The sequence below is a fragment of the Streptomyces sp. 351MFTsu5.1 genome (assembly GCF_000383655.1).
GTDB lineage: Bacteria > Actinomycetota > Actinomycetes > Streptomycetales > Streptomycetaceae > Streptomyces > Streptomyces griseorubiginosus.
On record NZ_KB911775.1, the window covers coordinates 248,161 to 271,300 of the forward strand.

The following is a 23,140-nucleotide window of genomic DNA, read 5'->3' on the forward strand; positions in this document are numbered from 1 at the left end:
GTGGGAGGGTGCGGGGTACGCTGCCGGTCCGGCGGGCGTCTCGTCCGGCGTCGGTGTCCACCTCTGACGGAGGCCTTCCCCATGTTCGGACTGAGCGAGCTCGCGATCATCCTGATCGTCGTCATAGCGGTCATCGCCGTCAAGAAGGGTCCTGAGCTGGTCCGTTCGGCGGGCAGGTCGACGCGGATCCTGAAGTCGGAGGCCCGCGCGGCGCGGGACCCGCAGCCGGGGCCGCAGGTGATCCAGGGCGAGGTCGTCGAGCCCGGCAGCCCGACGGGGCCGCGGCCGCAGGGACCCGACACCGCCTGATCAGCGGCCCGGGCGGCACCGGGGTACGGAACTTTCACCGCGCCCCGGCTGCCGGGGCGGGGCCCGGAAGTACGGGTCTTTCGCCGACCCGGCTCCCGGGCGCGGGCCGGTGCAAGGGATCTTTCACCGACCCGGCTGCCGGGCAGGGGCGGGATGGCTCATGATGAGCGGGCCATGCACCGATCCGTCACGACGACCCGCGCGCCGCTGCCCGTTCTGCGGGCCGCGGTGTTCGCCGTCGTCGGCACGGTCCTCGGGGTGAGCGCCCACCATCTGCTCGCCGAGGGACCGGTGCCCTGGACGCGCGGTGCCGCCGCGACGGCCGTGCTGTTCGCGGTGGGGCTCATCGGGGTCCAGCGGCCCCGAAGCCTCGCGACCGTCGTGGCGTGCAGTGTCGCGGGCCAGTCCGGGCTGCACCTGTGGCTGACGCTCACCGCGGCCGCCCAGCACTCCGGCGGACATCCGCACGGGGCCGGTCCCGCGTGGCACGAACAGCTCCACGACTCCCTCGCCATGACGGCGGCCCACGCACTGGCCGCCACGGCGGTCGCGGTCCTGCTGCACCGCGCGGACGCGGTCTGCTGGTCGCTGGCGCGCGGGGTGACGGCGGCGATCGACGGGATCCGGGCCCGGCTCACGGCCGCCCGGCTGCTGCTGGCCCGGCCCGTGGCCCCCGGCCCACGGACCGCGCCGGCCGTCGTGCCGGCGTACGACGAACGGCCGCTCACCGTACGGCCGTTGCTGGCGCACGCGGTGGTACGGCGGGGTCCTCCGGCGACGAGCTCAGCTCTCGCCCACTGACCCCCTCGGGGACGCCGAGCCGGCCCGTGCCGGACGGCCGCCCCGCCGTACCCCCTGCCTGGAGTCCCGTATGTCCCGAATCACCCTGCCCCGTCTGTCCGTTGCCGTCGCCACGGCCACGGCCGCCGTCGCGCTGACCGCCGTTCCGGCCGCCGCCCACACCGAGGTCGAGGCCGACAAGGCCCAGGCCCTCGCCGAGAACGTCACCGTCACCTTCCACGCCGAGGCCGAGTCCGACAGCTCCGGCATCAAGGAGGTGCGCGTGGTCCTGCCCGAGGGCATCGCCCCCGCCGACGTCACCTACGACAAGGGCCCCGCGGGCTGGAAGTTCACCGCGGACAAGGACGGCTACACCGTCGGGGGCAAGGAGCTGAGGACCGGTGCGAGCGCGGAGTACTCCGTGGTCGTACGGCAGTTGCCCGACGCGAAGGAGGTGGCCTTCAAGACCCTCCAGACCTACGGCGACGGGCATGTCGACCGCTGGATCGAACTGGACGAGAACGGGGAGAACCCCGCGCCGACGCTCACGCTGAAGGCGGCGGCACCGGGCGCGAAGCCGATCGCGTCCGCGAGTGCCACCGAGAGCCCGGCCCCGACCGACGCGGACCCGACTCCGGCAGCCGGCCCAACACTCGCGACGGCCTCCGCGCAGGCCACCGACACCGCCGAGGACTCCGACAGCGGGCTGTCCGCGGCCACCTGGACCGGCATCGGCGCGGGCATCCTCGTGGCGGCGGCCGCGGTGGTCCTCGCGGTACGACGCCGGGGCGGCACCGAGCAGTAGACGGACGACGGACGCATGCGGGGCCCCGTCCGGGGGCGGGGGCGGGGCCGTCGTTGCCGGGCTGCGTCCAGGCCGGGGGCCGGGGCGCGGGGGCCGAGGTGCCGGGCGCGGGGGCCGGGGCGCGGGGCGCGAGGGCCGGGGCGCGGGGCGCGGGGGCCGGGGCGCCAACTGCCGAGTGTTGGGTGCCGGGGCGCCAGGCGCGGGGGCCGAGGTGCCGGGCGCGGGGGCCGGGGCGCCAGCTGCCGGGTGTTGGGTGCCGGGTGCCGCTGCCTTCAAAGGCGGAGCACGGGACTGTTGCGCCGCGCACAGAGGCCGCCCCCCCCCAGGACCACCGCGCCGCGCCTCGTCCGGGGGCCGGGGTCGCGGCTGCCGCGCCGGATACAGGGGCCGGGCCGTAGACCGCCACGTCGCGCCGGGAGGCCGGTCCCGGAACCGACGCGCCGCCTCCAAGGGCCCGGCTCGCCTCCCCGCACCCCGTCCCGGTGATTTCCCGTGCGGTCTGGATGAATCCTCCGCCTCGGGGTAGGCCAGCCACACGGCGTACCCGGAGATGGAGAGCCATGATCCGCGCGAACTCCCCCGCACGGCACGGGGCCTGGGCGGTGGCGCTCAGCGTTGCCGCCCTCGTCCTCACCGGAGCCTGTGACGATCAGGACGGTGGCGGGGGCGGGGGCGCTTCCCGGGCGGCCCGGACCTCGGCCACCGGGTCACCCGGCACGACCTCGCCCGGGATCTCGGCGTCGGTGTCCGTCCCGCCGACGCCCACGCCCACCGCGCCCGCCGATCCCGTGCGGGCCGAGCAGGACGTCCGGAAGGCCTGGGGAGTCCTCTTCGACCCCGGGTCCTCGCCGCCACAGCGCACTGCCGTCGTCGAGGACGGTGACGAGAACTCCCTGATGATCGACAACCTCTTCCGCGACCCGTCCGGCGGCAAGTTGCGCGCGAGCGTCACCTCCGTGTCGTACACCTCCGACGTGCACGCCGAGGTGACCTACGACCTCCGGCTGGGCGACCGCAGGCTCGACACCGGCGGCCCGGGGGCGGCCGTACTCCAGGACGGCCGGTGGAAGGTCGCGCTGCGGACCGTGTGCGCGCTGACCCGGCACGCACAGGACGCCCCCGAGGCGCCCAGCTGTGTGGTGCCGTCGTCTAGCCCTGCCGGAACAGGTCGTTGAGCTCCGTCTGGGAGAGCTGGTCGGCGGCGTAGGAGAAAGTGCCGTGGTCGGCCAGCTCCCGTGCGGCGTCGAGCAGCCCCCGGTACATCGCGCGGGCGATGCTGCCGCCGACCGTGACCCGCCGGACACCGAGGTCGCGCAGGTCGTCCAGGGACAGCGCGTTGCCGGTCAGCCCCATGACCACGTTGAGCGGGCCGTCGATCCCGCGGACCAGGGCGCCGATGGTCTCGGCGTCCGCGGCGCCCGGGACGAAGGCGCAGTCGGCGCCCGCCTCCAGGTAGGAGTTGGCCCGTCGTACGGCCTCGTCGAGCGGGCCGCCGACCAGGAGCACATCGGTGCGGCCGACCAGGACGAAGGGCTCGCCGTGGGCCGTGAGGGTCTCGCGGGCGGCGCGGACGCGGTCGACGGCGAGCTTCTCCTCGTAGAGGGGCCGGGCCCGGTCGCCGGTGAAGTCCTCGATGTTGCCGCCGGCGGCCCCCGAGGCGAGCGTCAGCGCGACGGTCTCGGCCACGGTCTCGGGGGACTCGCCGTATCCGTCCTCCAGGTCGGCGCTCACCGGGACGTGCAGCCCTTCGGCGATCTCCCGGACCCGGCCCAGCATGGTGGTGCGGTCGACGCGGTCCTCGGGCGGCTGTTCGGCGAAGAAGTCGTGGTCGGGCCGCCCGAGGGAGAACGCGACGCCCGCGCTGGTCGTCGCCACGGCCGGGAACCCGGCCGCCTCCAGGATCCGGGCGCTGCCCACGTCCCACGCGTTGGGGAGCAGGAAACAGCCCTCCCGGTGCAGATCGGCGAAGCGCTGCGCCTTGGCTCGGCGGTCGGTGTCCACGCGGTCCTTCCCGGCCCGTCGCCCCTCGACGGGCTCAAGGCGAAGGTACGCGGCAGGGACCTGCGGGCGCATGTCATGACCCCCGCCCGGCCCGGCCGGGTCGTGAGAGCGGCAGCACCTGTTCGGCGAGGGCGAGTTCAGCCGCGAGGCCGGTGCGGGCGCCGCCGTCGTGGCTGGTCACGGAGTTCTCCGCGCCCTTCCCCGACGCGCCCCCGCACCGCCCTCTAGGATGTGCCCGATGTCCAGCCCCACGCAGCTCCGCTCGCGACCGCCCCTCTGGCGGGCGCTGCTCCTGCTCGGGCTGCTGACAGGGCTGTTGGGCATGCACGGGCTGTCTCCCGGCGGTGGGCTCCACAGCCACGAGGCCATGCGTTCCGCGCACGCGGCGAACGTCGCCGTCGGCGTCAGTCTCGACCAGGCCTGTCACGACGGCTGCGGCTCCGGACACCTCCATCACGCCGACGCGACCTGCGCGTCCGGCGCGGTGAGCGGTGGGCCGGTGCTGCCCGCGCTCGCGCCCGACCCCGCCTTCACCGTCGTGGGCGACAACGAGGCGTGCCCGGACGGGTTCGCGTCCCAGGACGGGGCCCGCGCTCCGCCGTCCCTCTCCGAACTCCAGCTGCTGCGGATCTAGAGACCGCGTGCTCCGACGCGTCCAGATCCCTTCAGCAGCAGTGGAGTTCCAGCATGCGTACCACCCGACTGATCGCCGTGTCCGTGAGCGCCGTGTTCACCCTCGCGGCCTGCGGGAGCGATGCCGACAGCGGTAGCGCCCCCTCCCACAACACCCAGGACGTCTCCTTCGCCCAGGGCATGATCCCGCACCACCAGCAGGCCGTGGAGATGGCGGAACTCGCCTCCGGCCGGGCCTCCTCCCCCGAGGTCAAGGACCTCGCCGGGCGGATCGAGAAGGCCCAGGGGCCGGAGATCACGACCATGACCGGCTGGCTGAAGTCCTGGGACGAGAAGGTCCCCGAGGCGATGTCCGGCATGGGCCACTCCGCGCACTCCGGCATGGCCGGGATGATGGACGACGCCGACATGGGCAAGCTGGGGAAGGCCTCCGGCAAGGAGTTCGACACCATGTTCCTGACCATGATGGTCGAACACCACGAGGGCGCCGTGGAGATGGCCACGACCGAGAAGGCCAAGGGCGAGTACAAGGACGCCACGGCCATGGCCGGTGACATCGTCACCGCGCAGAACGCCGAGATCGCCGAGATGAAGAAGCTCCTCAACGCGGAGTGACCCACACCTCACGGATAACGAGTCCTTCTCCGGGCACCCGGAGAAGGACTCTCCGGATCCGCTGAGGAGCAACAGTGGCGACAGAGCGACTCCCCGATCACGAACAGCGCATATTGGACGAGGTGGAGCGCGCGCTGCGCCGCGACCGCCGTCTGGAGCGCCGGCTCCGCACCCATCGGATGCGCCGCTCTCCCGACCTCTCCCGGGTCACCCATTACCGTCCGCACGTGCTGACGGTGGGGCTGCTGCTGACGGTGTCGATCACGCTGATGGTGCTGGGGATCGTCACCTCACGGCCCGCGGTCATCTGGACGTTCGCCGCCCTGTGGCCGCTGACCCTGTTCGCGTCGTTCCGGCTGCTCTGCCGCTGGACGGAACGCTGACCGTCCCCGCCCTGTCGGGACGGTCAGCCCTCCACACCTCTCCTCAGGCCTCCTCGGCCCTCCCCGGCTCGAACGCCGACTCGATCGGCCGTTCGTCCACCAGGACCCGTCCCCGCGGCGGCCCGCCGAGCAGGGCCCGTGCGGCGGTCAGGAGGTCCGGCGCCACGTGCTCGGCCCGTGCCGTCTCCTCCGGGCGGGTCCGCTCGTCCGGTACGAGGATCCCGTGGGCGCCCACCCGGGCGGCGGCCTCGGCGTCCGCCGCGGTGCCGACCACCGCGCAGTCGCCCGGCGCGGTGCACACCCGGCCCGCCGCCCAGAGGATCAGGCCCGGTTCGGGCGGACGGCAGTGGCAGCCGTCGTCGGGACCGTGCGGGCACACGCCCCAGATGTCGAAGGGGCCGAGGAGGTCGTCGACGCGGTGGTTGAGGGCCCGTACGCCGGCGTCGCTGAGCCGCCCGTCGCCGGGCTGTACGGCGACGAAACCGGTGCGGACGTCGTACAGCCGCAGCAGGTCGAGCGCCTCACGGGCTCCGGGTGCCGGGCGCACCTGGTCCGGGTCGAGGGCGTCCTCGACGAGAAAGCTGTCGCGGTCGAACAGGACCGTACGCACGCGCGTCATGCGCGCCACCTCCTGGCTCTCGCGTGCACTGCTTTCCCTGACGGGTAACCACGCGGGGGCGGTCCATGCGAGGCCCTCACCGCCGCCTCCCGCTGCGCCATGGATGTGAGCAGCCCATGAAATCCCCGCTGAGCAGGCCCGATTACCTAAGATCGGCGCGTGGTCACCTTCCTTCTCGAACGCACCGCCCCGCTCTCCCAGGAGGAGGCCTGGCGCCGCCTCACCGACTGGCCCCGCCACGGCGAGGTCGTCCCCCTGACGCGCGTCACCGTCGAGCCGCCCGGTCCGACGGCCGAGGGCACGCTGGTGGTCGCCCGTTCCGGGATCGGCCCGCTCTCCTTCGACGACCCGATGGAGGTCATGGTCTGGCGCCCGCCGACGGAGGGCGTCTCCGGTCTGTGCCGGCTGGAGAAGCGCGGCCGGGTGGTGAAGGGCTGGGCCGAACTGGAGGTGCATCCCGGCCCCGGCGGCCGGGCCCGCGTGGTCTGGCGCGAGGAGCTGGGGGTCCGCCTCCTCCCCGGCCCGCTGCTGGGTACGGCGGCCCGGTCGGTCTTCGGAAGCGCCTTGAACCGGCTGCTGCGCGGAACGTGATCCGCGGACCGTGCAACAGTGGTCGGCATGAAGGAAGTTGACGGTACGACGGTACGGACCGACGAGGTCGAGGCGCTCGCGGTGGACGGACTCCGGTGGCTCGTGGGGGCCGCGCGCGAGACGGCGGACGGCGGACTCGTCTGGCCGTCCGCGCCCTCGGAGACAGAGCCCGCCCTGGCCCTGTACGACGGCACGGCCGGGATCGTCACCGTACTCCTGGAGGCCTGGCGGCACTTCGGCGACGCCTCCTGGGCCGATCTCGCCCTCCGCGCGGGCCGCGGTCTGACGGCCGCGGTCGACTCTCTCGACGACGACTCCCTGTACTTCGGCCGGGCGGGCGTCGCGCTGATGCTGCACACCCTGCACGAGGAACTGGGCGACACAGTCTGCGGCGCCGCGGCCGACCGGGCGATGGCTCTCGTGCGGTCGGGCTTCGACGGAGAACGCTGGGGCGAGCTGTTCGAGCTGATGGGCGGCAACGGCGGGATCGGCCTGACGGCCCTGGCGGTCGGCGACCCCGAGTTCGCGGTCCTCGCGGTCGAGCCGTATCTCCGGGCGGCGGAGCGGACCGAGTGGGGTGTCACCTGGCCGCACCGGCCGGGTACCGAGGCGCGGATGCACCACATGTCCCACGGCGCCCTCGGCATCGCCTACGCCCTGGCCCGGATCGGGTACGCGACCGGCCGGGCCGACCTGGTGGAGTCGGCGCTGGCCGGGGTCGCGGACGTCGTGGCCCGCGACCAGGACGGCCCGGACGGCTTCCTGGTCCGGCACTCCACCCCGCAGTTCCGCCCGGACCTGATCGAGCCGATCAGCTACGGCTGGTGCCACGGACCGGCCGGAGACGCCCAGATCTTCCGGCTGCTGCGCGACTTGGACAGGGACACGGGCAGGAACATCGGCAGGGACGCGGGCAGCGACACGGAGGGCGGCTCGGACGGAGGCTCGAACAGGAACACGGCCTGGAACGCCCTCGCCGACCGCTGCTGGCACACCGTCACGCACTCGGGGCTCCCGCGGCGGCTGCGCCCCGGGTTCTGGGACAACCAGGGCCGCTGCTGCGGTACGGCGAGCGTCCTGGCCCTGGCCTCGGACCGGATCGCCGAGGGGCGGCCCGCGGCGGACTTCGCACAGGTCCTCGTCGCCAACCTCGCCGCCCGCGCGGTCCGGGACGGCGACGGCGCCCGTTGGTCCAACGTCGAACACCGGTCCACCCCGAGCGAGTTGGAGCCCCGCACCGGCTGGGCGCAGGGCAGCGCGGGCATCGTGCGTGAGCTGCTGCGCTTCGTCCGGCTGAGCCGGGGCGGTGAGGCGGGGTACGCGTTCACGTGGCCGGACCAGCCGGCGGTGTCCGTTCAGGCCACGGACCCGATCCGGCGGGGCGGGTCCGCCGTCACGTCGTGATGGATCGGGGTGTGCGCGCCGGTGAGGGAGACCCCGCTGCCGCCGCGCCGGCCCGCGACGATCTCGGCGGCGATGGACAGGGCCGTCTCCTCGGGGGTGCGGGCACCGAGGTCCAGTCCGATGGGTGACCTCAGACGCGCCAACTCCATCTCGGTGACGCCGACTTGGCGGAGGCGTTCGTTGCGGTCGAGGTGGGTGCGGCGGGAGCCCATGGCGCCGACGTAGGCGACCGGGAGGGTGAGGGCCAGCCGGAGCAGGGGTACGTCGAACTTGGCGTCGTGGGTGAGGACGCACAGGACGGTCCGGGCGTCCACCGCGGTGCGCTCCAGGTACCGGTGCGGCCACTCGACGACGATCTCGTCGGCCTCCGGGAAGCGGGCCCCGGTGGCGAAGACCGGGCGGGCGTCGCACACGGTCACCCGGTAGCCGAGGAACTTCCCGATCCGCACCAGCGCCGACGCGAAGTCGATCGCGCCGAAGACGATCATCCGGGGCGGCGGCACGGAGGACTCGACGAGCACGGTGAGCGGGGCGCCGCAGCGCGATCCCTGGGCGCCGATCTCCAGGGTGCCGGTGCGGCCCGCGTCCAGGAAGGCGCGGGCCTCGGCGGCGACCGTGCGGTCCAGTTCGGGGTGGGCGCCGAAACCGCCCTGGACGTCGCCGTCGTCGGAGTTCGCGGGCCGTACGACCAGGGCGCGGCCGACGAGTTCCGCCGGGCCGGACACGATCCGTGCCATGGCCGCCGCCTCTCCGCGCGCGGCCGCTTCCAGCACGGCCGTGACGGCCGGGCGGACCCGGTCGGTGGCCCGGACCGGGGTGACGAGGATGTCGATGACGCCGCCGCAGGTCAGGCCGACCGCGAAGGCGTCGTCGTCGCTGTAGCCGAAGCGTTCGAGGACCGACTCCCCGTCCTGGAGCGCCTGTTGGCACAGGTCGTAGACGGCTCCTTCCACGCAGCCGCCGGAGACCGAGCCGATCGCCGTGCCGTCGGCGTCCACCGCGAGGGCGGCGCCCGGCAGGCGGGGCGCGCTGCCGCCGACGGCCACCACGGTGGCCACGGCGAAGTCACGTCCCTGCTCGACCCACCGGTGCAGCTCGTCGGCGATGTCCAGCATGTCTCGGTCTCCTTAACAGCGGTTGCGTACAGGGGCGTTGGCGGCGGCTAGTGCACGCCCATCCAGCTCTCGATCGGGTTGAGGGCGTAGTAGACCACGAAGATCACCGTCAGTCCCCACATGAAGGCGCCGATCTCCCGCGCCTTGCCCTGGGCGACCTTGATGGCCACGTAGGAGATGACGCCCGCGGCGACGCCGGCGGTGATCGAGTAGGTGAACGGCATGATCACGACGGTCAGGAAGACGGGGATCGCGGTGGCGCGGTCGGCCCAGTCGACGTGGCGGGCGTTCATCATCATCATGGCGCCGATGACCACGAGGGCGGCGGCCGCGACCTCGCCGGGCACGATGGCCGTGAGCGGGGTGAAGAACAGACAGGCCGCGAAGAACAGCCCGGTGACGACGGAGGAGAGCCCGGTGCGGGCACCCTCGCCCACGCCGGTGGCCGACTCGACGAAGACGGTCTGGCCCGAGGCGCCGGCCACACCGCCGATCGCGCCGCCCGCCCCGTCGATGAACAGCGCCTTGGACAGGCCCGGCATCCGGCCCTGCTCGTCGGCGAGCTTCGCCTCGGTGCCGACGCCGATGATGGTGGCCATCGCGTCGAAGAACCCGGCGAGCACCAGCGTGAACACGATCATGCCGACCGTCATCGCGCCGACCTGCCCCCAGCCGCCGAACTCGACCTTCCCGAAGATCGAGAAGTCGGGCATCGAGACCGCGCTGCCGTGCAGTTCGGGGGCGCCACTCGCCCACTGCCCGGGTGCGATGGCCCCGACGGCGTTGAGGACGACGGCCAGGACGGTCCCGCCGACGATGCCGAGGAGGATCGCGCCGGGGACGCCTCGCGCCTGGAGCATGAAGATGGCGAGGAGGGTGACGGCGAACAACAGGACGGGCCAGCCCGCGAGTTCACCCGTCGGGCCGAGCGTCACCGGGGTCGCCTTGCCCTGGTGCACGAAACCGGCCTTGTAGAAGCCGATCAGGGCGACGAACAGACCGATGCCCATGGTGATGCCGTGCTTGAGGGCCAGCGGGATCGCGTTCATGATCATCTCGCGCAGGCCGGTGACGACCAGCAGCATGATGACCACGCCGTACATCACGCACATGCCCATGGCCTGCGGCCAGGTCATCACGGGCACGACCTGCGAGGACAGCACGCCGGACACGGAGAGGCCGGCGGCGAGGGCGAGCGGCACCTTGCCGAAGAAGCCCATCAGCAGCGTCGTGAAGGCCGCCGCGAACGCGGTCGCGGTGATGAGGGCCTTCTGGCCGAGGGTGTCCCCGGCCACGTCCTTGCCGGACAGGATCAGGGGGTTGAGCAGGAGGATGTACGCCATCGCCATGAAGGTGGTGACGCCGCCGCGCACTTCACGCGCCACGGTGGATCCGCGCCGGGATATGTGGAAGTACCGGTCGAGCCAGGACCGGCCGGCCGGGACGCGGGTGCCTTCGCCCGCGTCGTCGGCGGTGGTCGCCGGCTCGAGTTGCTGTTGGGTCATGGTGCCGTCTCCCAAGGTTCACAGGGGCACCCGTGCAACCGCCTTTTCGGGCACGGGATTTGGGATGTGCACGACCCGGGGGACGGCCCAGGACGGACAGTTGGGGACCCGGGGGACCAGGTCCCCCGGGGTGACTCACCGGTTGGTCAGGTGCCGGTCAGGTGTTCCGGCCGTACCGGTGTCCGGTTCAGCTCCAGGCCCGTCGCGTTGCGGATCGCCGCGAGAACAGCGGGAGTCGAGGACAGGGTGGGCGCCTCGCCGATGCCGCGCAGCCCGTACGGCGCGTGGTCGTCGGCGAGTTCGAGCACGTCGACGGGGATGGTCGGCGTGTCGAGGATCGTGGGGATCAGGTAGTCCGTGAACGAGGGGTTCCTGACCTTGGCGGTGACCGGGTCCACGATGATCTCCTCCATCACCGCGACGCCCAGGCCCTGGATCGTGCCGCCCTGGATCTGGCCGACGACGGAGAGCGGGTTGAGCGCCTTGCCGACGTCCTGCGCGCAGGCCAGCTCGATCACCTTGACGAGGCCGAGCTCGGTGTCGACCTCGACGACCGCGCGGTGGGCGGCGAAGGAGTACTGGACGTGTCCGAAGCCCTGCCCGGTGCGCAGGTCGAAGGCCTCGGTGGGCCGGTGCCGCCACTCCGCCTCGACCTCGACGGCCTCGCCCTCCAGCACCTCGGCCAGGTCCGCGAGGACCTCGCCGCCGTCGGTGACGACCTTGCCGCCCTCCAGGAGCAGCTCGGCGGTGGCCCAGGCGGGATGGTAGGAGCCGAACTTGCGGCGCCCGATCTCCAGGACCTTCTCCCGGACCAGCTCGCAGGAGTTCTTCACGGCGCCACCGGTGACGTACGTCTGCCGGGAGGCCGAGGTCGAACCCGCCGAGCCGACCTGGGTGTCGGCCGGGTGGATGGTCACCTGGGCGACGCCGAGCTCGGTGCGGGCGATCTGCGCGTGGACGGTGACACCGCCCTGTCCGACCTCCGCCATGGCGGTGTGCACGGTGGCGACAGGCTCACCGCCGATGACCTCCATGCGGACCTTGGCGGTGGAGTAGTCGTCGAAGCCCTCGGAGAAGCCGACGTTCTTGATGCCGACCGCGTAGCCGACCCCGCGCACGACGCCTTCGCCGTGGGTGGTGTTGGACAGACCGCCCGGCAGCTGCCGTACGTCGGCCTGCTCGCCCGCCGACAGCCACTGCTGCTCCGGCGGAAGGGGCATCGCCTTGACGCGGCGCAGGAGTTCGGCGACCGGGGCCGGCGAGTCGACGGGCTGGCCCGTCGGCATGATCGTGCCCTGCTCCATCGCGTTGAGCTGCCGGAACTCGACCCGGTCCATGCCCACCGCGTCGGCGAGCTTGTCCATCTGGGCCTCGTAGGCGAAGCACGCCTGGACCGCGCCGAAGCCGCGCATCGCGCCGCAGGGCGGGTTGTTGGTGTAGAGGGCGATGGCCTCGATGTCGACGTCGTCGACCACGTACGGGCCGATCGACAGTGAGGAGGCGTTGCCGACCACGGCCGGGGAGGCGGAGGCGTAGGCGCCGCCGTCGAGGACGATCCGGCACTTGACGTGGGTCAACTTGCCGTCGCGGGTGGCCCCGTGCTCGTAGTACAGCTTGGCCGGGTGGCGGTGGACGTGCCCGAAGAAGGACTCGAACCGGTTATAGACGATCTTGACGGGCTTGCCCGTGCGCAGGGCCAGCAGACAGGCGTGGATCTGCATCGACAGGTCCTCGCGGCCGCCGAAGGCCCCGCCGACGCCGGACAGCGTCATGCGCACCTTGCGCTCGGGCAGGCCGAGCACGGGCGCGATCTGGCGCAGGTCGGAGTGCAGCCACTGGGTGGCGATGTAGAGGTGGACGCCGCCGTCCTCGTCCGGCACCGCGAGCCCCGACTCGGGGCCGAGGAAGGCCTGGTCCTGCATGCCGAAGGTGTACTCGCCCTTGACCACGAAGTCGGCCCGCTCGGCGGCCTGTTGGGCGTCGCCGCGGACGATCGGCTGGCGGTGCACGATGTTCGGGTGCGGGACGTGCCCGATGTGGTGGTCGTCGCGGTTCTCGTGGACGAGGATCGCGTCCGGGGCGGTCGCGGAGGCCTCGTCGGTGATGACGGGCAGCTCGCGGTACTCGACCTTGATCTTGGCGGCAGCACGGCGGGCCGTCTCGGGGTGGTCGGCGGCGACGATGGCGACCGGCTCGCCGTGGTGGCGGACCTTGCCGTGGGCGAGGACCGGGGTGTCCTGGATCTCCAGCCCGTAGTTCTTCACCTCGGTCGGCAGGTCGTCGTACGTCATGACGGCGTACACGCCCGGCAGGGCGAGCGCCTCGCTCGTGTCGATGGACACGATCTCGGCGTGCGCGACGGTCGAGCGCAGGATCTGCCCCCAGAGCATGTCCTCGTGCCACATGTCGGAGGAGTACGCGAACTCGCCGGTGACCTTGAGGGTGCCGTCCGGGCGGAGCGTGGACTCGCCGATGCCGCCCTTGGTCTGCGCACCCTGGGTGATCTTGGTGGGGGTGCCGTTGGGAGTGGACATCTCAGACCGCCTCTCCCTGCCGGGCGGCCGCGAGACGGACCGCGTCCATGATCTTCTCGTAGCCGGTGCAGCGGCACAGGTTCCCCGAGAGCGCCTCGCGGATGTCCGCGTCGCTCGGGTTGGGGTTGCGCTCCAGCATCTCGTCGGCGGCGACCAGCAGCCCCGGCGTGCAGAAGCCGCACTGGACGGCACCGGCGTCGATGAACGCCTGCTGGATCGGCGCGAGTTCGGTGCCCTCGCCGGTCTGGGAGTCCTGCCCCTCGGGAGCCGGGTGTCCGCATGAGCGCTGCTTGGCGTAGTCCGCGAGCCCCTCGACGGTGACGACCTCGCGGCCCTCGACCTGCCCGGCGGCGACCAGGCACGAGCACACCGGGACGCCGTCCAGGCGGACCGTGCAGGACCCGCACTCGCCCTGCTCGCAGGCGTTCTTCGAGCCCGGCAGCCCGAGCCGCTCGCGCAGCACGTACAGCAGGGACTCGCCCTCCCAGACGTCGTCGGCTTCCTGCGGACGGCCGTTGACAGTGAAGTTGACGCGCATTACGCAGCTCCCTCCGTGGTGGCGGCGGTGCCGCGGTACGACTCCCAGGTCCAGGTCAGGGTGCGGCGAGCCATGATGCCGACCGCGTGGCGGCGGTAGCTCGCGGTGCCCCGGACGTCGTCGATCGGGTTGCAGGAGGCGGCGCACAGGTCCGCGAACTGCTTGGCGACCGACGGGGTGATGATCTTGCCGTTGTCCCAGAAGCCGCCCTCCTCCAGGGCCGCGTTCAGGAACTCCTCGGCGGCCCTGGCCCGAATGGGCGTGGGCGCGGCCGAACCGATCCCGGTCCGCACGGTCCGCGTCTCGGGATGCAGCGCGAGCCCGAACGCGCACACGGCGATGACCATGGCGTTCCTGGTGCCCACCTTGCTGTACTGCTGGGGCCCGTCGGCCTTCTTCACATGCACCGCGCGGATGAGCTCGTCGGCCGCGAGCGCGTTGCGCTTCACACCGGTGTAGAACGCGTCGATCGGGATGCGCCGCGATCCGCGTACGGACTCCACCTCGACCTCGGCGCCGGCCGCGAGCAGGGCCGGGTGGGCGTCACCGGCCGGGGAGGCGGTGCCGAGGTTGCCGCCGACGCCACCGCGGTTGCGGATCTGCGGGGAGGCCACGGTGTGCGAGGCGAGGGCCAGCCCCGGGAGCTCGCCGCGCAGGTGCTCCATGATCTGCGTGTACGGCACGGAGGCGCCCAGCCGCACGGAGTCCTCGCCGACCTCCCAGTCGGTCAGCTCGCCGACGCGGTTCAGGTCGAGCAGGTACTCGGGCCGCCGGTGGTCGAAGTTGATCTCGACCATCACGTCGGTGCCGCCCGCGATGGGCACAGCGGTGGGGTGCTCGGCCTTCGCGGCGAGCGCCTCCTCCCAGCTGGCGGGGCGAAGGAAGTCCATGACCGGCTCTCTTCTTCGTCTCGTGATCGTACGGATCGAGCCAGATCGTGTGCGGCGGCCCAGGCTCGTTCATGTGCTGTTTACGTGGAGTGGAGCCAGTACACAGCGCCGTACTCCGACCGGGTCAGTCACGGAAACCATGAAGGAGTTGGCTGGTCGCGGCCGTCATCTTGTAGATTCGTATGAACGGAAGGCCTCAGTAACCTCCATGTCTTCCTGCGGAAACGTGCGGCACAGCCCACGTGACCTGGGACACAGCTCCGGAGTCGGCAGAAGCCGCTCCTCTCCCACCGGACCCTTCCCCCATCGTAGATTTCGAGACAAAGAACGGCGGCGACGAGAATGCGGCTGCGCGCACTGCTGGACACCGATGCGCTGGGCCTGCGGCTGCTCGGTGGCGAGGGCGAACTGGACCGCACCGTGCGCGGAGTGATGACCACGGACCTGCGCGACCCGAGCCGCTATCTCTCGGGCGGCGAGCTGGTCCTGACCGGCCTCGCCTGGCGCCGGGACGCCGCCGACTCGGAGCCGTTCGTACGCCTGCTCGTGCAGGCCGGGGTGGTCGCGCTGGCGGCCGGCGAGGCCGAGCTCGGGGACGTGCCGGACGACCTGGTCGTGGCCTGCGCCCGGCACCGCCTCCCCCTCTTCGCCGTGCACGAGTCGGTGGCGTTCGCGACGATCACCGAGCATGTCGTACGGCAGGTCTCCGGCGAGCGCGCGGGTGACCTGGCGGCCGTGGTGGACCGGCACCGCCGCATGATGACCTCGGGCCCGGCAGGCGGCGGCCCGGACGTGGTCCTGGATCTCCTCGGCTCCGACCTGGACCTGCGCGCCTGGGTGCTGTCCCCCACCGGCAGGGCGATCGCCGGTCCGAAGACGGCGGGTCCCGGCCTCCCCGCGGACCTCTGCGCGAAGCTCGCGGCGGAACACCTGGCGGCGGCCCGCACCGGCCGCCGCGGCCCGCACCGGATCACGCTCGGCTCGTCCACGTACTCCCTCTTCCCGGTCCGCAGCTCGGGCCGCTCCCCCCACGCCTCCCGGGACGTCCGCGAGACGGTCCTGTCCGACTGGCTGCTGGCCGTGGAGGCGGACGCCGGTGACTGGCCCGAGGAACGCCTCGACCTCCTGCAGGGCGTGACCCAGCTGATCGCGGTGGAGCGCGACCGCAGGGACGCGGCCCGCACGGTCCGCCGCCGCCTCGCCCAGGAGGTCCTGGAACTGGTCCAGACGGGCGCGGCACCGGCGGAGATCGCCGCCCGTCTCAGGGTGGCCGCCCCGGTGCTGCTGCCCGGTCTCGGAGCCGCCCCGCACTGGCAGGTGGTGGTGGCCAGGGTCGAGTGGCAGGACGGCGAGCTGGAGGGCGGCCCGGTGGCCCAGTCCCTCCTGGAGGAGATCCTGGTGGACCCCCTCGCGACCGGCCCCGAGCCCTCGGACCGCATCGCGGTGGCCCACACGGGCGACGAGGCGATCGCCCTGGTCCCCCTCCCCGCCGTCTCGACGGAACACGACGGCTCGGAGACCGGCATCCTGGCGGACGCCCTCCTCGCGTCCGTCCGGGACCCCCTCTCCGCGGGCCTGAACGGCGACGGCCGGGTCACCCTGGGCGTCAGCGCCGCGGTCCACTCGGCCGAAGGCCTCAGAGGCGCCCTGGAAGAGGCGAGGCACGCCCGCCGGGTCGCAGCGGCCCGCCCCGGCCGGGTCTGCGCGGCGGGCCACCAGGAACTGGCCTCCCACGTCCTGCTCCTGCCCTTCGTCCCCGACGACGTCCGCCGAGCCTTCACCGCCCGCCTCCTCGACCCCCTGCGCGACTACGACCGCCGCCACCGGGCCGAGCTGATCCCCACCCTTGAGGCCTTCCTGGACTGCGACGGCTCCTGGACGCGCTGCGCGACCCGCCTCCACCTGCACGTCAACACGCTGCGCTACCGCGTCGGCCGGATCGAGCAGTTGACAAGCCGCGACCTGTCCCGCCTCGAGGACAAGCTGGATTTCTTCCTGGCACTGCGGATGAGCTGAAACCGACGAACCCCCCGACTCCCACGACTTTGTGAATTCCTTCACCCACCCCCTTGGCCGGGCCCTCGGATTCATGCTGAACTGCGCCCACCACTCATAGCTCGATGGCGCGCTCGGGGAGGGCAACGTGGCGCATACCGCCATGTCTGGTAACGGAACGACTGCCGGTGACGATCCACTCCAGACCGCGGTATGGCGGCTGCGCTCAAGAGCCTGTTGGGCCGACGCGGCCGCCCTGCTCCAACCGGTCACCGCGCAGGCGGCCCTCCAGCGGACGGCGCTGCTGGTGGAACGCTGCCTGTACACCGAACAGGGCTGGGCGGAGGCGGAGGACGCGCTGCGGACCGCGGAAGCGCTGGCCCACAGCGACGACGAGCGGGGCGCGGCCGCTTGTGAACGGGGGCACCTTGCGTACGCCGCGACGCTGCACGGGGTCCGCGACCGGGCGGACGAGGCGAGGGCGGCGCTCGGCCGGGCCGCCGCGCTGATCGCCCCAGGCGCCGAGGGAAGGGCCCTCCTCGACTTCCGCCGAGGCCTCCTTGCGGAGAACCTGGCCCACTCCCCCCAGTCGGCCCGGGCGGCCTACCGCCGCGCCCACGCCGGGGCGACGGCCCAGTCCGACCCGCTCCTGCTCTCCTGCACCTGGCGCCACCTGGCCGGACTGGCCCTGCGGGACGGCGAGTTGGCCGAGGCCCGCCACGGCTTCGCCGAATCCCTAAGGATCCGCGAGGAGTTGGGCTACCTCGTCGGTACGGCCCCCGCGCTGGCGTCCCTGGCAGAAGCGGAGGTCGAACCCGAGGCCACCCGACTCCGCGAGGAGGCCCGCCGCCTGCACCGCTTGCTGGGCGGCGTCCCGACATGGCTGTCCCGCCAGCTGACTCCGCCGGCGGCGTCGGCGTAGCGCCTAAGGGGGTGGCAGGTTCGGTTGTTGGGCGGGTGCGGGTGCGTGGGGGCTGGCCGCGCCCCCGCTGCGCTGGGCTTGGGCGGGGCGCCTATGAGAGTGCCGGGTTCGGTTGTTCGGCGGGTGCGGGTCCGTCGTGGCTTGTCGCGCAGTTCCCCGCGCCCCTGGGGGGGCTGCAGTTCACCTGCGCTCCGGCGGGACCGTCCGCCCCCACCGGAGGGTTGGCCGCGTACGGCGTGAAGGGGACGGGGTGGGGGGTGTCCGCCCGCAGCGGCCGGCGTCCGTTACAGGGCTCCTGTTAATCGACCGAGCCGCCGGACCGAGGACGGATACCCCCCACCCCGGCACCGACCCACAACGCAACCGCACGCGCTACGCACGCCCCCACCGAAGCCGCGCGGGCCGCCGCAGGCCTCCAGGGGCGCGGGGCTGTATCGATATGCGGCTCCGCCGCGTGGGCGCAAAACGCCCGCCCCCACCAAGCCGCAGACAAACAACCAACGACCCTCACCCACCCGCGAAATGCCCGCCCACCAACCCCCGCACCACATCCACATCCCGAGCCATCAACGCATCCAGCAACGCCACATGCTCCCCCGCATCCGCCACCAGATCCCCCCGCCCCCGAGACGACGCCGCACCGCCGACCAACGGCCACTGCGACCGCCGGTGCAAGTCCTCCGCGATCTGCACCAGTTGCTCGTTCCCCGACAACCCCAGCACCCCCCGGTGAAACGCCCGGTCAGACTCCGCGTACGCGGCCCGGCACCCCGACGCCGCCGCCCGCACCGTCGCCTCCGCCAGCGGCCGCAGCTCCGCCCACCGTTCCACCGACACGGTCCGCGCCAGCCGTACCATCACCGGCACCTCGATCAGCGCCCGCACCTCGGCCAGCTCCGCCAGCTCCCGGGCCCCCCGCTCGACCACCCGGAACCCCCGGTTGGGAACGACCTCGACGGCCCCCTCCAGCGCGAGCTGCTGCATGGCCTCGCGCACGGGCGTCGCGGACACCCCGAAGCGTTCCCCCAGCGCGGGCGCCGAGTACACGTCCCCCGGGCGCAGCTCCCCCGCCATCAACGCCGTACGCAGAGCGTCCAGGATCTGCCCCCGCACGGAAGCCCGCTGCACGACCGGCCGCGGAATCGGCACCTCGCTGTGCGTGTGCTCACCGCGCGCATGCTCACCCGGCGCGTGCTCACCCTGCGCGGGCGCACCCCGCATCTCGGACGCCCGCGCCTGCGGCGGCACCCGGACGTCGGCCACGGCCTCCCGCACGGCCCGGTCCACGTCCCGCCCCACACCCTTCACGGGCCCTCCTCGGACGTGTCAGCACTTGGGGTCATTACGACGGGTTGTTACTCACCCGTCAAGCACCTTAGGCGCAGAACGCCTCAGTTCAAATCCCGAAAGCCTTGCTAAGGTAAGCCTTACCTTTGAAGCAGGCCCGCCCCCAGACCGACCGCGAACCGGTGGCCCCACATGCCCACACCACCACCCAACCCCCTGTCCACCGTGACCCCGGCGACCCCCGCCTACGCCCGGCTGACCACGGCCCTGCCCACCCTGACCGTCACCGAACTCCCCCCGCACACCCCCCTCCCCAGCACCGACGGCTGGGTCACCGCCGCGGACCTCGCGGGGAACCCCACCGCCCTGGACGCGTTCCTCGCCTGGGATCACCAGCAGGTCCTTAGGGACAACCGCCGACAGGGCCGCCCGGACGTGATCGCCGGCTTCGGCCTCCACCGCTACGCCTGGCCGGCCTGCCTCCTCTTCACCGCCCCCTGGTTCCTCCACCGCAGGGTCCCCCGCTACCCCGTGACCCACGTCTCCTACGACCGCACCCGGGGCCCGATGGCCCTCGCGGTGCACCCGAGCACGTTCGCCTGCCTCCCGGACGACCCCGCGGCGGCGCTCCCGGGCGCGCGCCCGGTCCCCGACGAGGAGTCCTTGCGCGCCGAACTGCGGGACGCGATCGCCGAGCACATGGAACCGCTGCTCACCGCCTTCGGCCCCCGCATGCGCCGCCGCGGCCGGGCCCTGTGGGGCATGGTGACGGACGAGATCGTCGAGGGGATCTGGTACGTCGCCGGACTCCTCGGCGAGCACGAGAAGCGCCGGGCCGAGCGGGAACTCGACCGGCTCCTTCCCGGCACCACCAAGCCGTACGTCGGCTCCCCCGCCTTCCGGACGCTCGCCGCCCCGGACGGTGCGACCCTGCCCACCCGGGACCGGGTGAGCTGCTGCATGTACTACACACTGGCCCCGGACGACACCTGCGCGACCTGCCCGCGCACCTGCGACACGGACCGGATCGCCAAGCTCACCGCGGCCGCCGCGAGTTGAGCCGCGGTCAGGGGACCCCCCGCGCACACCCCTCCGACGGGTCCCGTAAGATCAACGCCGACTGAGACGCCCGTTCGGTTACAGGCACTTCACAACTTCCTCACTTGGCGCAGGAACTTTCCGGAGAACCACCCGTACGGGTAGTCTTATTCGAACTCAACTCCCGCCCCTCAAGCGGCAGTTCGAGCAAAACGCTGCCCTGGGCAACTCCCTTGCACTTCCTTGGCGGCCACTTGCCCCGAAACCCCCTGAGGGCCGGTGGGAGTGGGCCACTATGGCGGGCGTTACGCCCTATCCCAATGCAAGGGACCCCCAGATGAGACTGACCGACATATCGCTGAACTGGCTGCTTCCGGGCGCCGTACTACTCCTGGGCATGCTGGCGGCGGTGGCGGTGCTCGCGCGGAGCAAGCGGTCCGGCGGGGAGCACGCGAAAGACGACTCCTGGGAGCGCAGCGAGGAGCGCCGCAGGCGCAAGGAAGCCATATACGGCACCGCCTCCTATGTTCTCCTCTTCTGCTGTGCGGCGGTCGCCGCCGCCCTTTCCTTCCGCGGCCTGGTCGGCTTCGGTGAGGAGAACCTGAGCCTCTCCGGCGGCTGGCAGTACCTGGTGCCGTTCGGGCTCGACGGCGCGGCGATGTTCTGCTCCGTGCTCGCGGTGCGCGAGGCCAGCCACGGTGACGCGGCCCTCGGCTCCCGGATACTGGTGTGGACGTTCGCCGGCGCGGCGGCCTGGTTCAACTGGGTGCACGCCCCGCGGGGCTTCGGCCACGACGGCGCCCCCCAGTTCTTCTCCGGCATGTCCCTCTCTGCGGCCGTACTGTTCGACCGCGCGCTGAAGCAGACCCGCCGGGCCGCGCTCCGTGAGCAGGGTCTGGTGCCGCGGCCGCTGCCGCAGATCCGCGTGGTGCGCTGGCTGAGGGCGCCCCGTGAGACGTACAAGGCCTGGTCGCTGATGCTGCTGGAGAACGTCCGCAGCCTCGACGAGGCGGTCGACGAGGTCCGCGAGGACCAGCGCCAGAAGGAAACCGCCCGCATACGGCGCCGGGAGCAGCAGCGCGTCGAGCGTGCGCAGCTGAAGGCCATCAGCCGCGGCCACCGTGGATTCGTCGGCCGGGGACGGCAGTTGGAGCAGGCGCCGCAGGCCGCGGCTCTGGAGCGCGCATCCGCGGAGCCTGCCATATCGACGCCGGAGCCCCAGCCGCTGCCCGTACGGCAGCGTCCTTCGCTCCAGCCCGTTCGCCATGGGGCTGACTCCTCCGTCGACCTCACCGCGGAGGACGACACAATGGCTCTGCCGCGTCTCGACTCGCTGGAGCGCAAACTCAAGGATCTTGAGCAGCAGTTCGGCTAGGGAGCCGGGGCACCATGGGAAGGGGGCGTGACCGACGCGGTCACGCCCCCTTCCCGTTGCCGTCTTTCACGCCGCTTCGGCGTCCAGTTCGAACCAGACGGACTTTCCCACCCCGTGGGCCCGTACGCCCCAGGCGTCCGCGAGGGACTGCACCAGGACCAGGCCCCGGCCGTGCGTACTCTCGCCGGCTTCGGGTATCCGCACCCTGGGCCGGTGGGCGACGAAGTCCCGTACCTCCACCCGCAGAGCCTGCGGTCCCACGGTGGCCGTGACGACCGCGTCGCGATCGGTGTGGACGAGTGCGTTGGTGACCAGTTCGCTGGTGAGCAGTTCCGCTATCTCCGATCGTCCGGGCCTGCCCCACTGCCGTAACAGCTCGCGCAGCGCCCTGCGAGTCTCCGGTACGGCCCCCAGGTCCGCCCGCTCCAGTCTCCGCCGGAGCTGTGGCGACCGCGCCCGCTCCAGGGTGCCGTCGGTCGTCTCCTCCATGGTCTGTGCCGAGAAGGCCCCTCCTGCCGTGGGACCGCCTCCTCGTGCCTGCCTCTTCATGACCCCCGCCCGCGTGCCGATGTCGGTTTCCCTCCTGCTCGAACACGTTCACGGGGATCCATGCCCCGTAGTTCAGGCGGCAGTCATGTCGAATCGTCAACGACCAGGTGTTCGGCCACAGTTGCCGGGACGGCCCCGGTCTCGCCCGCGGAGCTGCGGATTCCCGGACCACGACTTTCGGACCGCCGTGCACGAGGACGGGTCCCGGCCACGCCGCGCCGGGGCGCTCGCCGTCCGTGCCGCCGGACCCGCCGCACGGCATGTGCCCGGCCGGCCGATGCCGGCACACCGGCCCTCCGGCTCGCAAAGCCCCTGCTCGGAGCGGTGGTTGAGGCGCGTCGCACGCCTGCCGGGGGACGCGCGGGTCGCCGGTGCGGCCCCGGACAGCGGGTGCGCCCTCGGCACTCACGGGCGGGTGACTGTCGTACGGCACCTCGGATGCCCCCGTGACGGCGAGCGGGGGTGCGCCGGTTCATCCGGACCGGCGTCGGCGGCCGGTCCCGCGCTGCCACACGGCAATCGGCCCACGCGAGCCCGGGACACCGGGACCACACCGCATGGGCCGATTCACCTACGCCCGGCTGCCGTTCCCGCCGTAGCCGGCGAAGAGCCGGGGCAGGCGGGAAACTGGCCGGATACTGCCGTCACTTGCCTCCGCTGCTCTTGCCTGCGACGCCCTTGGTGCCGACGCCCTTGGTGCCGATGTGGAAGATCTTGTGAGTGTCGCGGGTCATGTCGACGACGAGGGTGCTGGTCTGGCCGGCGCTCCAGGTGAGGGTGACGACGGCCTCCGTGTGCTTGGCGGTTCCGCTCTCGGTGACCTTCCAGGCGAGCGGGACGTTCTGGGCGCGCAGGACACCGTCGGCGTGCTCCCTCTCCTCCCAGGCGTTCAGTTCCTTCTGGAAGGCGGGCGTGAGGTAGTGGGCGCGGAGCGCGTCCCGGAGGTCGCCGCTGCCCTCGTCGGTCACCGCGTCGATGTAGGTGCCGTAGAAGTCGGCGATGCGGGTGAGGTTGTCGGAGGGCTTCCCGCCGACGCTGCGCGGAGCCTTCGCGGAGGCCTGGGCGGTGGCGCCGAGGCCGAGGGCCAGGGCGAGGCCGACGGCCAGGGCGGTGCGGCGGGTCGTCTTGCTGCTGTTCATGTCTGATCCCCGTTTTCAGGTGCGGTGCGCTGCTGTGCCGTGTGCTGCTGTGCTGTGCGCTGCCGTGTTGTGTGCTGCCGTGCTGTGGTCCGGAGCGGGGCCGCCCGCCCGAC

23 protein-coding genes are annotated in these 23,140 nt (G+C 72.6%); 13 read left to right on the forward strand and 10 right to left on the reverse strand.

The window, feature by feature from the left end:
- The first annotated feature begins 81 nt into the window (after positions 1 to 81).
- The 4 genes from H295_RS0101095 (at position 82) to H295_RS0101110 (ending at position 3,069) form a co-directional block, all read left to right on the forward strand.
- Positions 82 to 309, forward strand: a complete 228-nt coding sequence (locus tag H295_RS0101095; protein ID WP_020133496.1) for a twin-arginine translocase TatA/TatE family subunit — start codon at positions 82 to 84, stop codon at positions 307 to 309.
- A gap of 174 nt (positions 310 to 483) precedes the next feature.
- Entirely contained in the window at positions 484 to 1,110 is a 627-nt protein-coding gene (locus H295_RS0101100; RefSeq protein WP_020133497.1) for a hypothetical protein, read from the forward strand.
- A gap of 70 nt (positions 1,111 to 1,180) precedes the next feature.
- Complete coding sequence (locus H295_RS0101105) at positions 1,181 to 1,894, forward strand: DUF1775 domain-containing protein (protein WP_020133498.1); 714 nt, start codon at positions 1,181 to 1,183, stop codon at positions 1,892 to 1,894.
- 560 nt (positions 1,895 to 2,454) lie between these two features.
- The gene (locus tag H295_RS0101110; RefSeq protein WP_020133499.1) at positions 2,455 to 3,069 is read left to right on the forward strand and encodes a hypothetical protein; all 615 of its coding nucleotides are present in this window, start codon (positions 2,455 to 2,457) and stop codon (positions 3,067 to 3,069) included.
- Here H295_RS0101110 and H295_RS0101115 read toward each other — a convergent pair.
- Positions 3,044 to 3,895 carry an isocitrate lyase/PEP mutase family protein gene (locus H295_RS0101115; protein ID WP_020133500.1) on the reverse strand — a complete coding sequence of 284 codons (852 nt, stop codon included), beginning with the start codon at positions 3,893 to 3,895 and terminating at the stop codon, positions 3,044 to 3,046. The genes H295_RS0101110 and H295_RS0101115 overlap by 26 nt on opposite strands.
- 238 nt (positions 3,896 to 4,133) lie before the next feature.
- Between H295_RS0101115 and H295_RS0101120 the strand changes: the two genes are divergently transcribed.
- The 3 genes from H295_RS0101120 to H295_RS0101130 all read left to right on the forward strand — a co-directional run bounded on the left by H295_RS0101120 (position 4,134) and on the right by H295_RS0101130 (position 5,526).
- Positions 4,134 to 4,529, forward strand: a complete 396-nt coding sequence (locus H295_RS0101120) for a DUF6153 family protein (RefSeq protein WP_020133501.1) — start codon at positions 4,134 to 4,136, stop codon at positions 4,527 to 4,529.
- A 53-nt stretch (positions 4,530 to 4,582) separates the two neighbouring features.
- Positions 4,583 to 5,143 carry a DUF305 domain-containing protein gene (locus H295_RS0101125; protein WP_020133502.1) on the forward strand — a complete coding sequence of 187 codons (561 nt, stop codon included), beginning with the start codon at positions 4,583 to 4,585 and terminating at the stop codon, positions 5,141 to 5,143.
- Between the two features lie 74 nt (positions 5,144 to 5,217).
- The gene (locus H295_RS0101130; RefSeq protein WP_028808933.1) at positions 5,218 to 5,526 is read left to right on the forward strand and encodes a DUF3040 domain-containing protein; all 309 of its coding nucleotides are present in this window, start codon (positions 5,218 to 5,220) and stop codon (positions 5,524 to 5,526) included.
- A 43-nt stretch (positions 5,527 to 5,569) separates the two neighbouring features.
- Here the strand turns inward: H295_RS0101130 and H295_RS0101135 are convergent, their stop codons facing one another.
- The gene (locus tag H295_RS0101135; protein ID WP_020133504.1) at positions 5,570 to 6,145 is read right to left on the reverse strand and encodes an HAD-IIIA family hydrolase; all 576 of its coding nucleotides are present in this window, start codon (positions 6,143 to 6,145) and stop codon (positions 5,570 to 5,572) included.
- 159 nt (positions 6,146 to 6,304) lie between these two features.
- On the opposite strand from H295_RS0101135, the gene H295_RS0101140 reads away from it, so the two are divergent.
- Together H295_RS0101140 and H295_RS0101145 are read left to right on the forward strand one after the other, a co-directional pair.
- A complete protein-coding gene (locus tag H295_RS0101140; RefSeq protein WP_020133505.1) occupies positions 6,305 to 6,736 on the forward strand; it encodes an SRPBCC family protein in 432 nt (143 codons plus the stop codon).
- 27 nt (positions 6,737 to 6,763) lie between these two features.
- Positions 6,764 to 8,140, forward strand: a complete 1,377-nt coding sequence (locus tag H295_RS0101145) for a lanthionine synthetase LanC family protein (protein ID WP_020133506.1) — start codon at positions 6,764 to 6,766, stop codon at positions 8,138 to 8,140.
- Here H295_RS0101145 and H295_RS0101150 read toward each other — a convergent pair.
- From H295_RS0101150 to H295_RS0101170, 5 genes are all read right to left on the reverse strand, one after another.
- Positions 8,092 to 9,255: an XdhC family protein gene (locus H295_RS0101150; RefSeq protein ID WP_020133507.1), complete on the reverse strand. Its 1,164-nt coding sequence runs from the start codon at positions 9,253 to 9,255 to the stop codon at positions 8,092 to 8,094. The two genes, H295_RS0101145 and H295_RS0101150, sit on opposite strands and share 49 nt — an antisense overlap.
- Positions 9,256 to 9,302: 47 nt before the next feature.
- The gene (locus H295_RS0101155) at positions 9,303 to 10,760 is read right to left on the reverse strand and encodes an NCS2 family permease (RefSeq protein ID WP_020133508.1); all 1,458 of its coding nucleotides are present in this window, start codon (positions 10,758 to 10,760) and stop codon (positions 9,303 to 9,305) included.
- A gap of 146 nt (positions 10,761 to 10,906) precedes the next feature.
- Entirely contained in the window at positions 10,907 to 13,294 is a 2,388-nt protein-coding gene (locus H295_RS0101160; protein ID WP_020133509.1) for a xanthine dehydrogenase family protein molybdopterin-binding subunit, read from the reverse strand.
- A 1-nt stretch (position 13,295) separates the two neighbouring features.
- Complete coding sequence (locus H295_RS0101165) at positions 13,296 to 13,832, reverse strand: (2Fe-2S)-binding protein (protein ID WP_020133510.1); 537 nt, start codon at positions 13,830 to 13,832, stop codon at positions 13,296 to 13,298.
- Entirely contained in the window at positions 13,832 to 14,722 is an 891-nt protein-coding gene (locus H295_RS0101170) for an FAD binding domain-containing protein (protein WP_020133511.1), read from the reverse strand. The genes H295_RS0101165 and H295_RS0101170 overlap by 1 nt, the downstream gene beginning before the upstream one ends.
- A gap of 342 nt (positions 14,723 to 15,064) precedes the next feature.
- On the opposite strand from H295_RS0101170, the gene H295_RS0101175 reads away from it, so the two are divergent.
- On the forward strand, positions 15,065 to 16,738 hold the full coding sequence (locus H295_RS0101175; protein WP_020133512.1) for a PucR family transcriptional regulator: 1,674 nt from the start codon (positions 15,065 to 15,067) through the stop codon (positions 16,736 to 16,738).
- Between the two features lie 127 nt (positions 16,739 to 16,865).
- The gene (locus tag H295_RS0101180; protein ID WP_020133513.1) at positions 16,866 to 17,639 is read left to right on the forward strand and encodes a hypothetical protein; all 774 of its coding nucleotides are present in this window, start codon (positions 16,866 to 16,868) and stop codon (positions 17,637 to 17,639) included.
- Positions 17,640 to 18,146: 507 nt separating this feature from the next.
- Here the strand turns inward: H295_RS0101180 and H295_RS0101185 are convergent.
- Complete coding sequence (locus H295_RS0101185) at positions 18,147 to 18,947, reverse strand: GntR family transcriptional regulator (protein ID WP_020133514.1); 801 nt, start codon at positions 18,945 to 18,947, stop codon at positions 18,147 to 18,149.
- A gap of 171 nt (positions 18,948 to 19,118) precedes the next feature.
- Here H295_RS0101185 and H295_RS0101190 point away from each other — a divergent pair, with 171 nt between their 5' ends.
- A complete protein-coding gene (locus tag H295_RS0101190) occupies positions 19,119 to 19,985 on the forward strand; it encodes a (2Fe-2S)-binding protein (RefSeq protein ID WP_020133515.1) in 867 nt (288 codons plus the stop codon).
- A 316-nt stretch (positions 19,986 to 20,301) separates the two neighbouring features.
- Complete coding sequence (locus tag H295_RS0101195; protein ID WP_020133516.1) at positions 20,302 to 21,339, forward strand: DUF2637 domain-containing protein; 1,038 nt, start codon at positions 20,302 to 20,304, stop codon at positions 21,337 to 21,339.
- 66 nt (positions 21,340 to 21,405) lie between these two features.
- On the opposite strand, the gene H295_RS0101200 is transcribed toward H295_RS0101195, so the two are convergent.
- Together H295_RS0101200 and H295_RS0101205 are read right to left on the reverse strand one after the other, a co-directional pair.
- Positions 21,406 to 21,828, reverse strand: coding sequence for an ATP-binding protein (locus H295_RS0101200; protein ID WP_020133517.1), 423 nt, complete (start codon positions 21,826 to 21,828; stop codon positions 21,406 to 21,408).
- A 704-nt stretch (positions 21,829 to 22,532) separates the two neighbouring features.
- A complete protein-coding gene (locus tag H295_RS0101205) occupies positions 22,533 to 23,027 on the reverse strand; it encodes a hypothetical protein (RefSeq protein ID WP_020133518.1) in 495 nt (164 codons plus the stop codon).
- Positions 23,028 to 23,140 lie beyond the last annotated feature (113 nt).

Coding starts and splice junctions, on each gene's coding strand:
- H295_RS0101095 (WP_020133496.1), top strand. CDS start 82: ATGTTCGGACTGAGCGAGCTCGCGATCATCCTGATCGTCGTCATAGCG.
- H295_RS0101100 (WP_020133497.1), top strand. CDS start 484: ATGCACCGATCCGTCACGACGACCCGCGCGCCGCTGCCCGTTCTGCGG.
- H295_RS0101105 (WP_020133498.1), top strand. CDS start 1,181: ATGTCCCGAATCACCCTGCCCCGTCTGTCCGTTGCCGTCGCCACGGCC.
- H295_RS0101110 (WP_020133499.1), top strand. CDS start 2,455: ATGATCCGCGCGAACTCCCCCGCACGGCACGGGGCCTGGGCGGTGGCG.
- H295_RS0101120 (WP_020133501.1), top strand. CDS start 4,134: ATGTCCAGCCCCACGCAGCTCCGCTCGCGACCGCCCCTCTGGCGGGCG.
- H295_RS0101125 (WP_020133502.1), top strand. CDS start 4,583: ATGCGTACCACCCGACTGATCGCCGTGTCCGTGAGCGCCGTGTTCACC.
- H295_RS0101135 (WP_020133504.1), bottom strand. CDS start 6,145: ATGACGCGCGTGCGTACGGTCCTGTTCGACCGCGACAGCTTTCTCGTC.
- H295_RS0101145 (WP_020133506.1), top strand. CDS start 6,764: ATGAAGGAAGTTGACGGTACGACGGTACGGACCGACGAGGTCGAGGCG.
- H295_RS0101150 (WP_020133507.1), bottom strand. CDS start 9,255: ATGCTGGACATCGCCGACGAGCTGCACCGGTGGGTCGAGCAGGGACGT.
- H295_RS0101155 (WP_020133508.1), bottom strand. CDS start 10,760: ATGACCCAACAGCAACTCGAGCCGGCGACCACCGCCGACGACGCGGGC.
- H295_RS0101160 (WP_020133509.1), bottom strand. CDS start 13,294: ATGTCCACTCCCAACGGCACCCCCACCAAGATCACCCAGGGTGCGCAG.
- H295_RS0101165 (WP_020133510.1), bottom strand. CDS start 13,832: ATGCGCGTCAACTTCACTGTCAACGGCCGTCCGCAGGAAGCCGACGAC.
- H295_RS0101170 (WP_020133511.1), bottom strand. CDS start 14,722: ATGGACTTCCTTCGCCCCGCCAGCTGGGAGGAGGCGCTCGCCGCGAAG.
- H295_RS0101175 (WP_020133512.1), top strand. CDS start 15,065: ATGCGGCTGCGCGCACTGCTGGACACCGATGCGCTGGGCCTGCGGCTG.
- H295_RS0101190 (WP_020133515.1), top strand. CDS start 19,119: ATGCCCACACCACCACCCAACCCCCTGTCCACCGTGACCCCGGCGACC.
- H295_RS0101195 (WP_020133516.1), top strand. CDS start 20,302: ATGAGACTGACCGACATATCGCTGAACTGGCTGCTTCCGGGCGCCGTA.
- H295_RS0101200 (WP_020133517.1), bottom strand. CDS start 21,828: ATGGAGGAGACGACCGACGGCACCCTGGAGCGGGCGCGGTCGCCACAG.
- H295_RS0101205 (WP_020133518.1), bottom strand. CDS start 23,027: ATGAACAGCAGCAAGACGACCCGCCGCACCGCCCTGGCCGTCGGCCTC.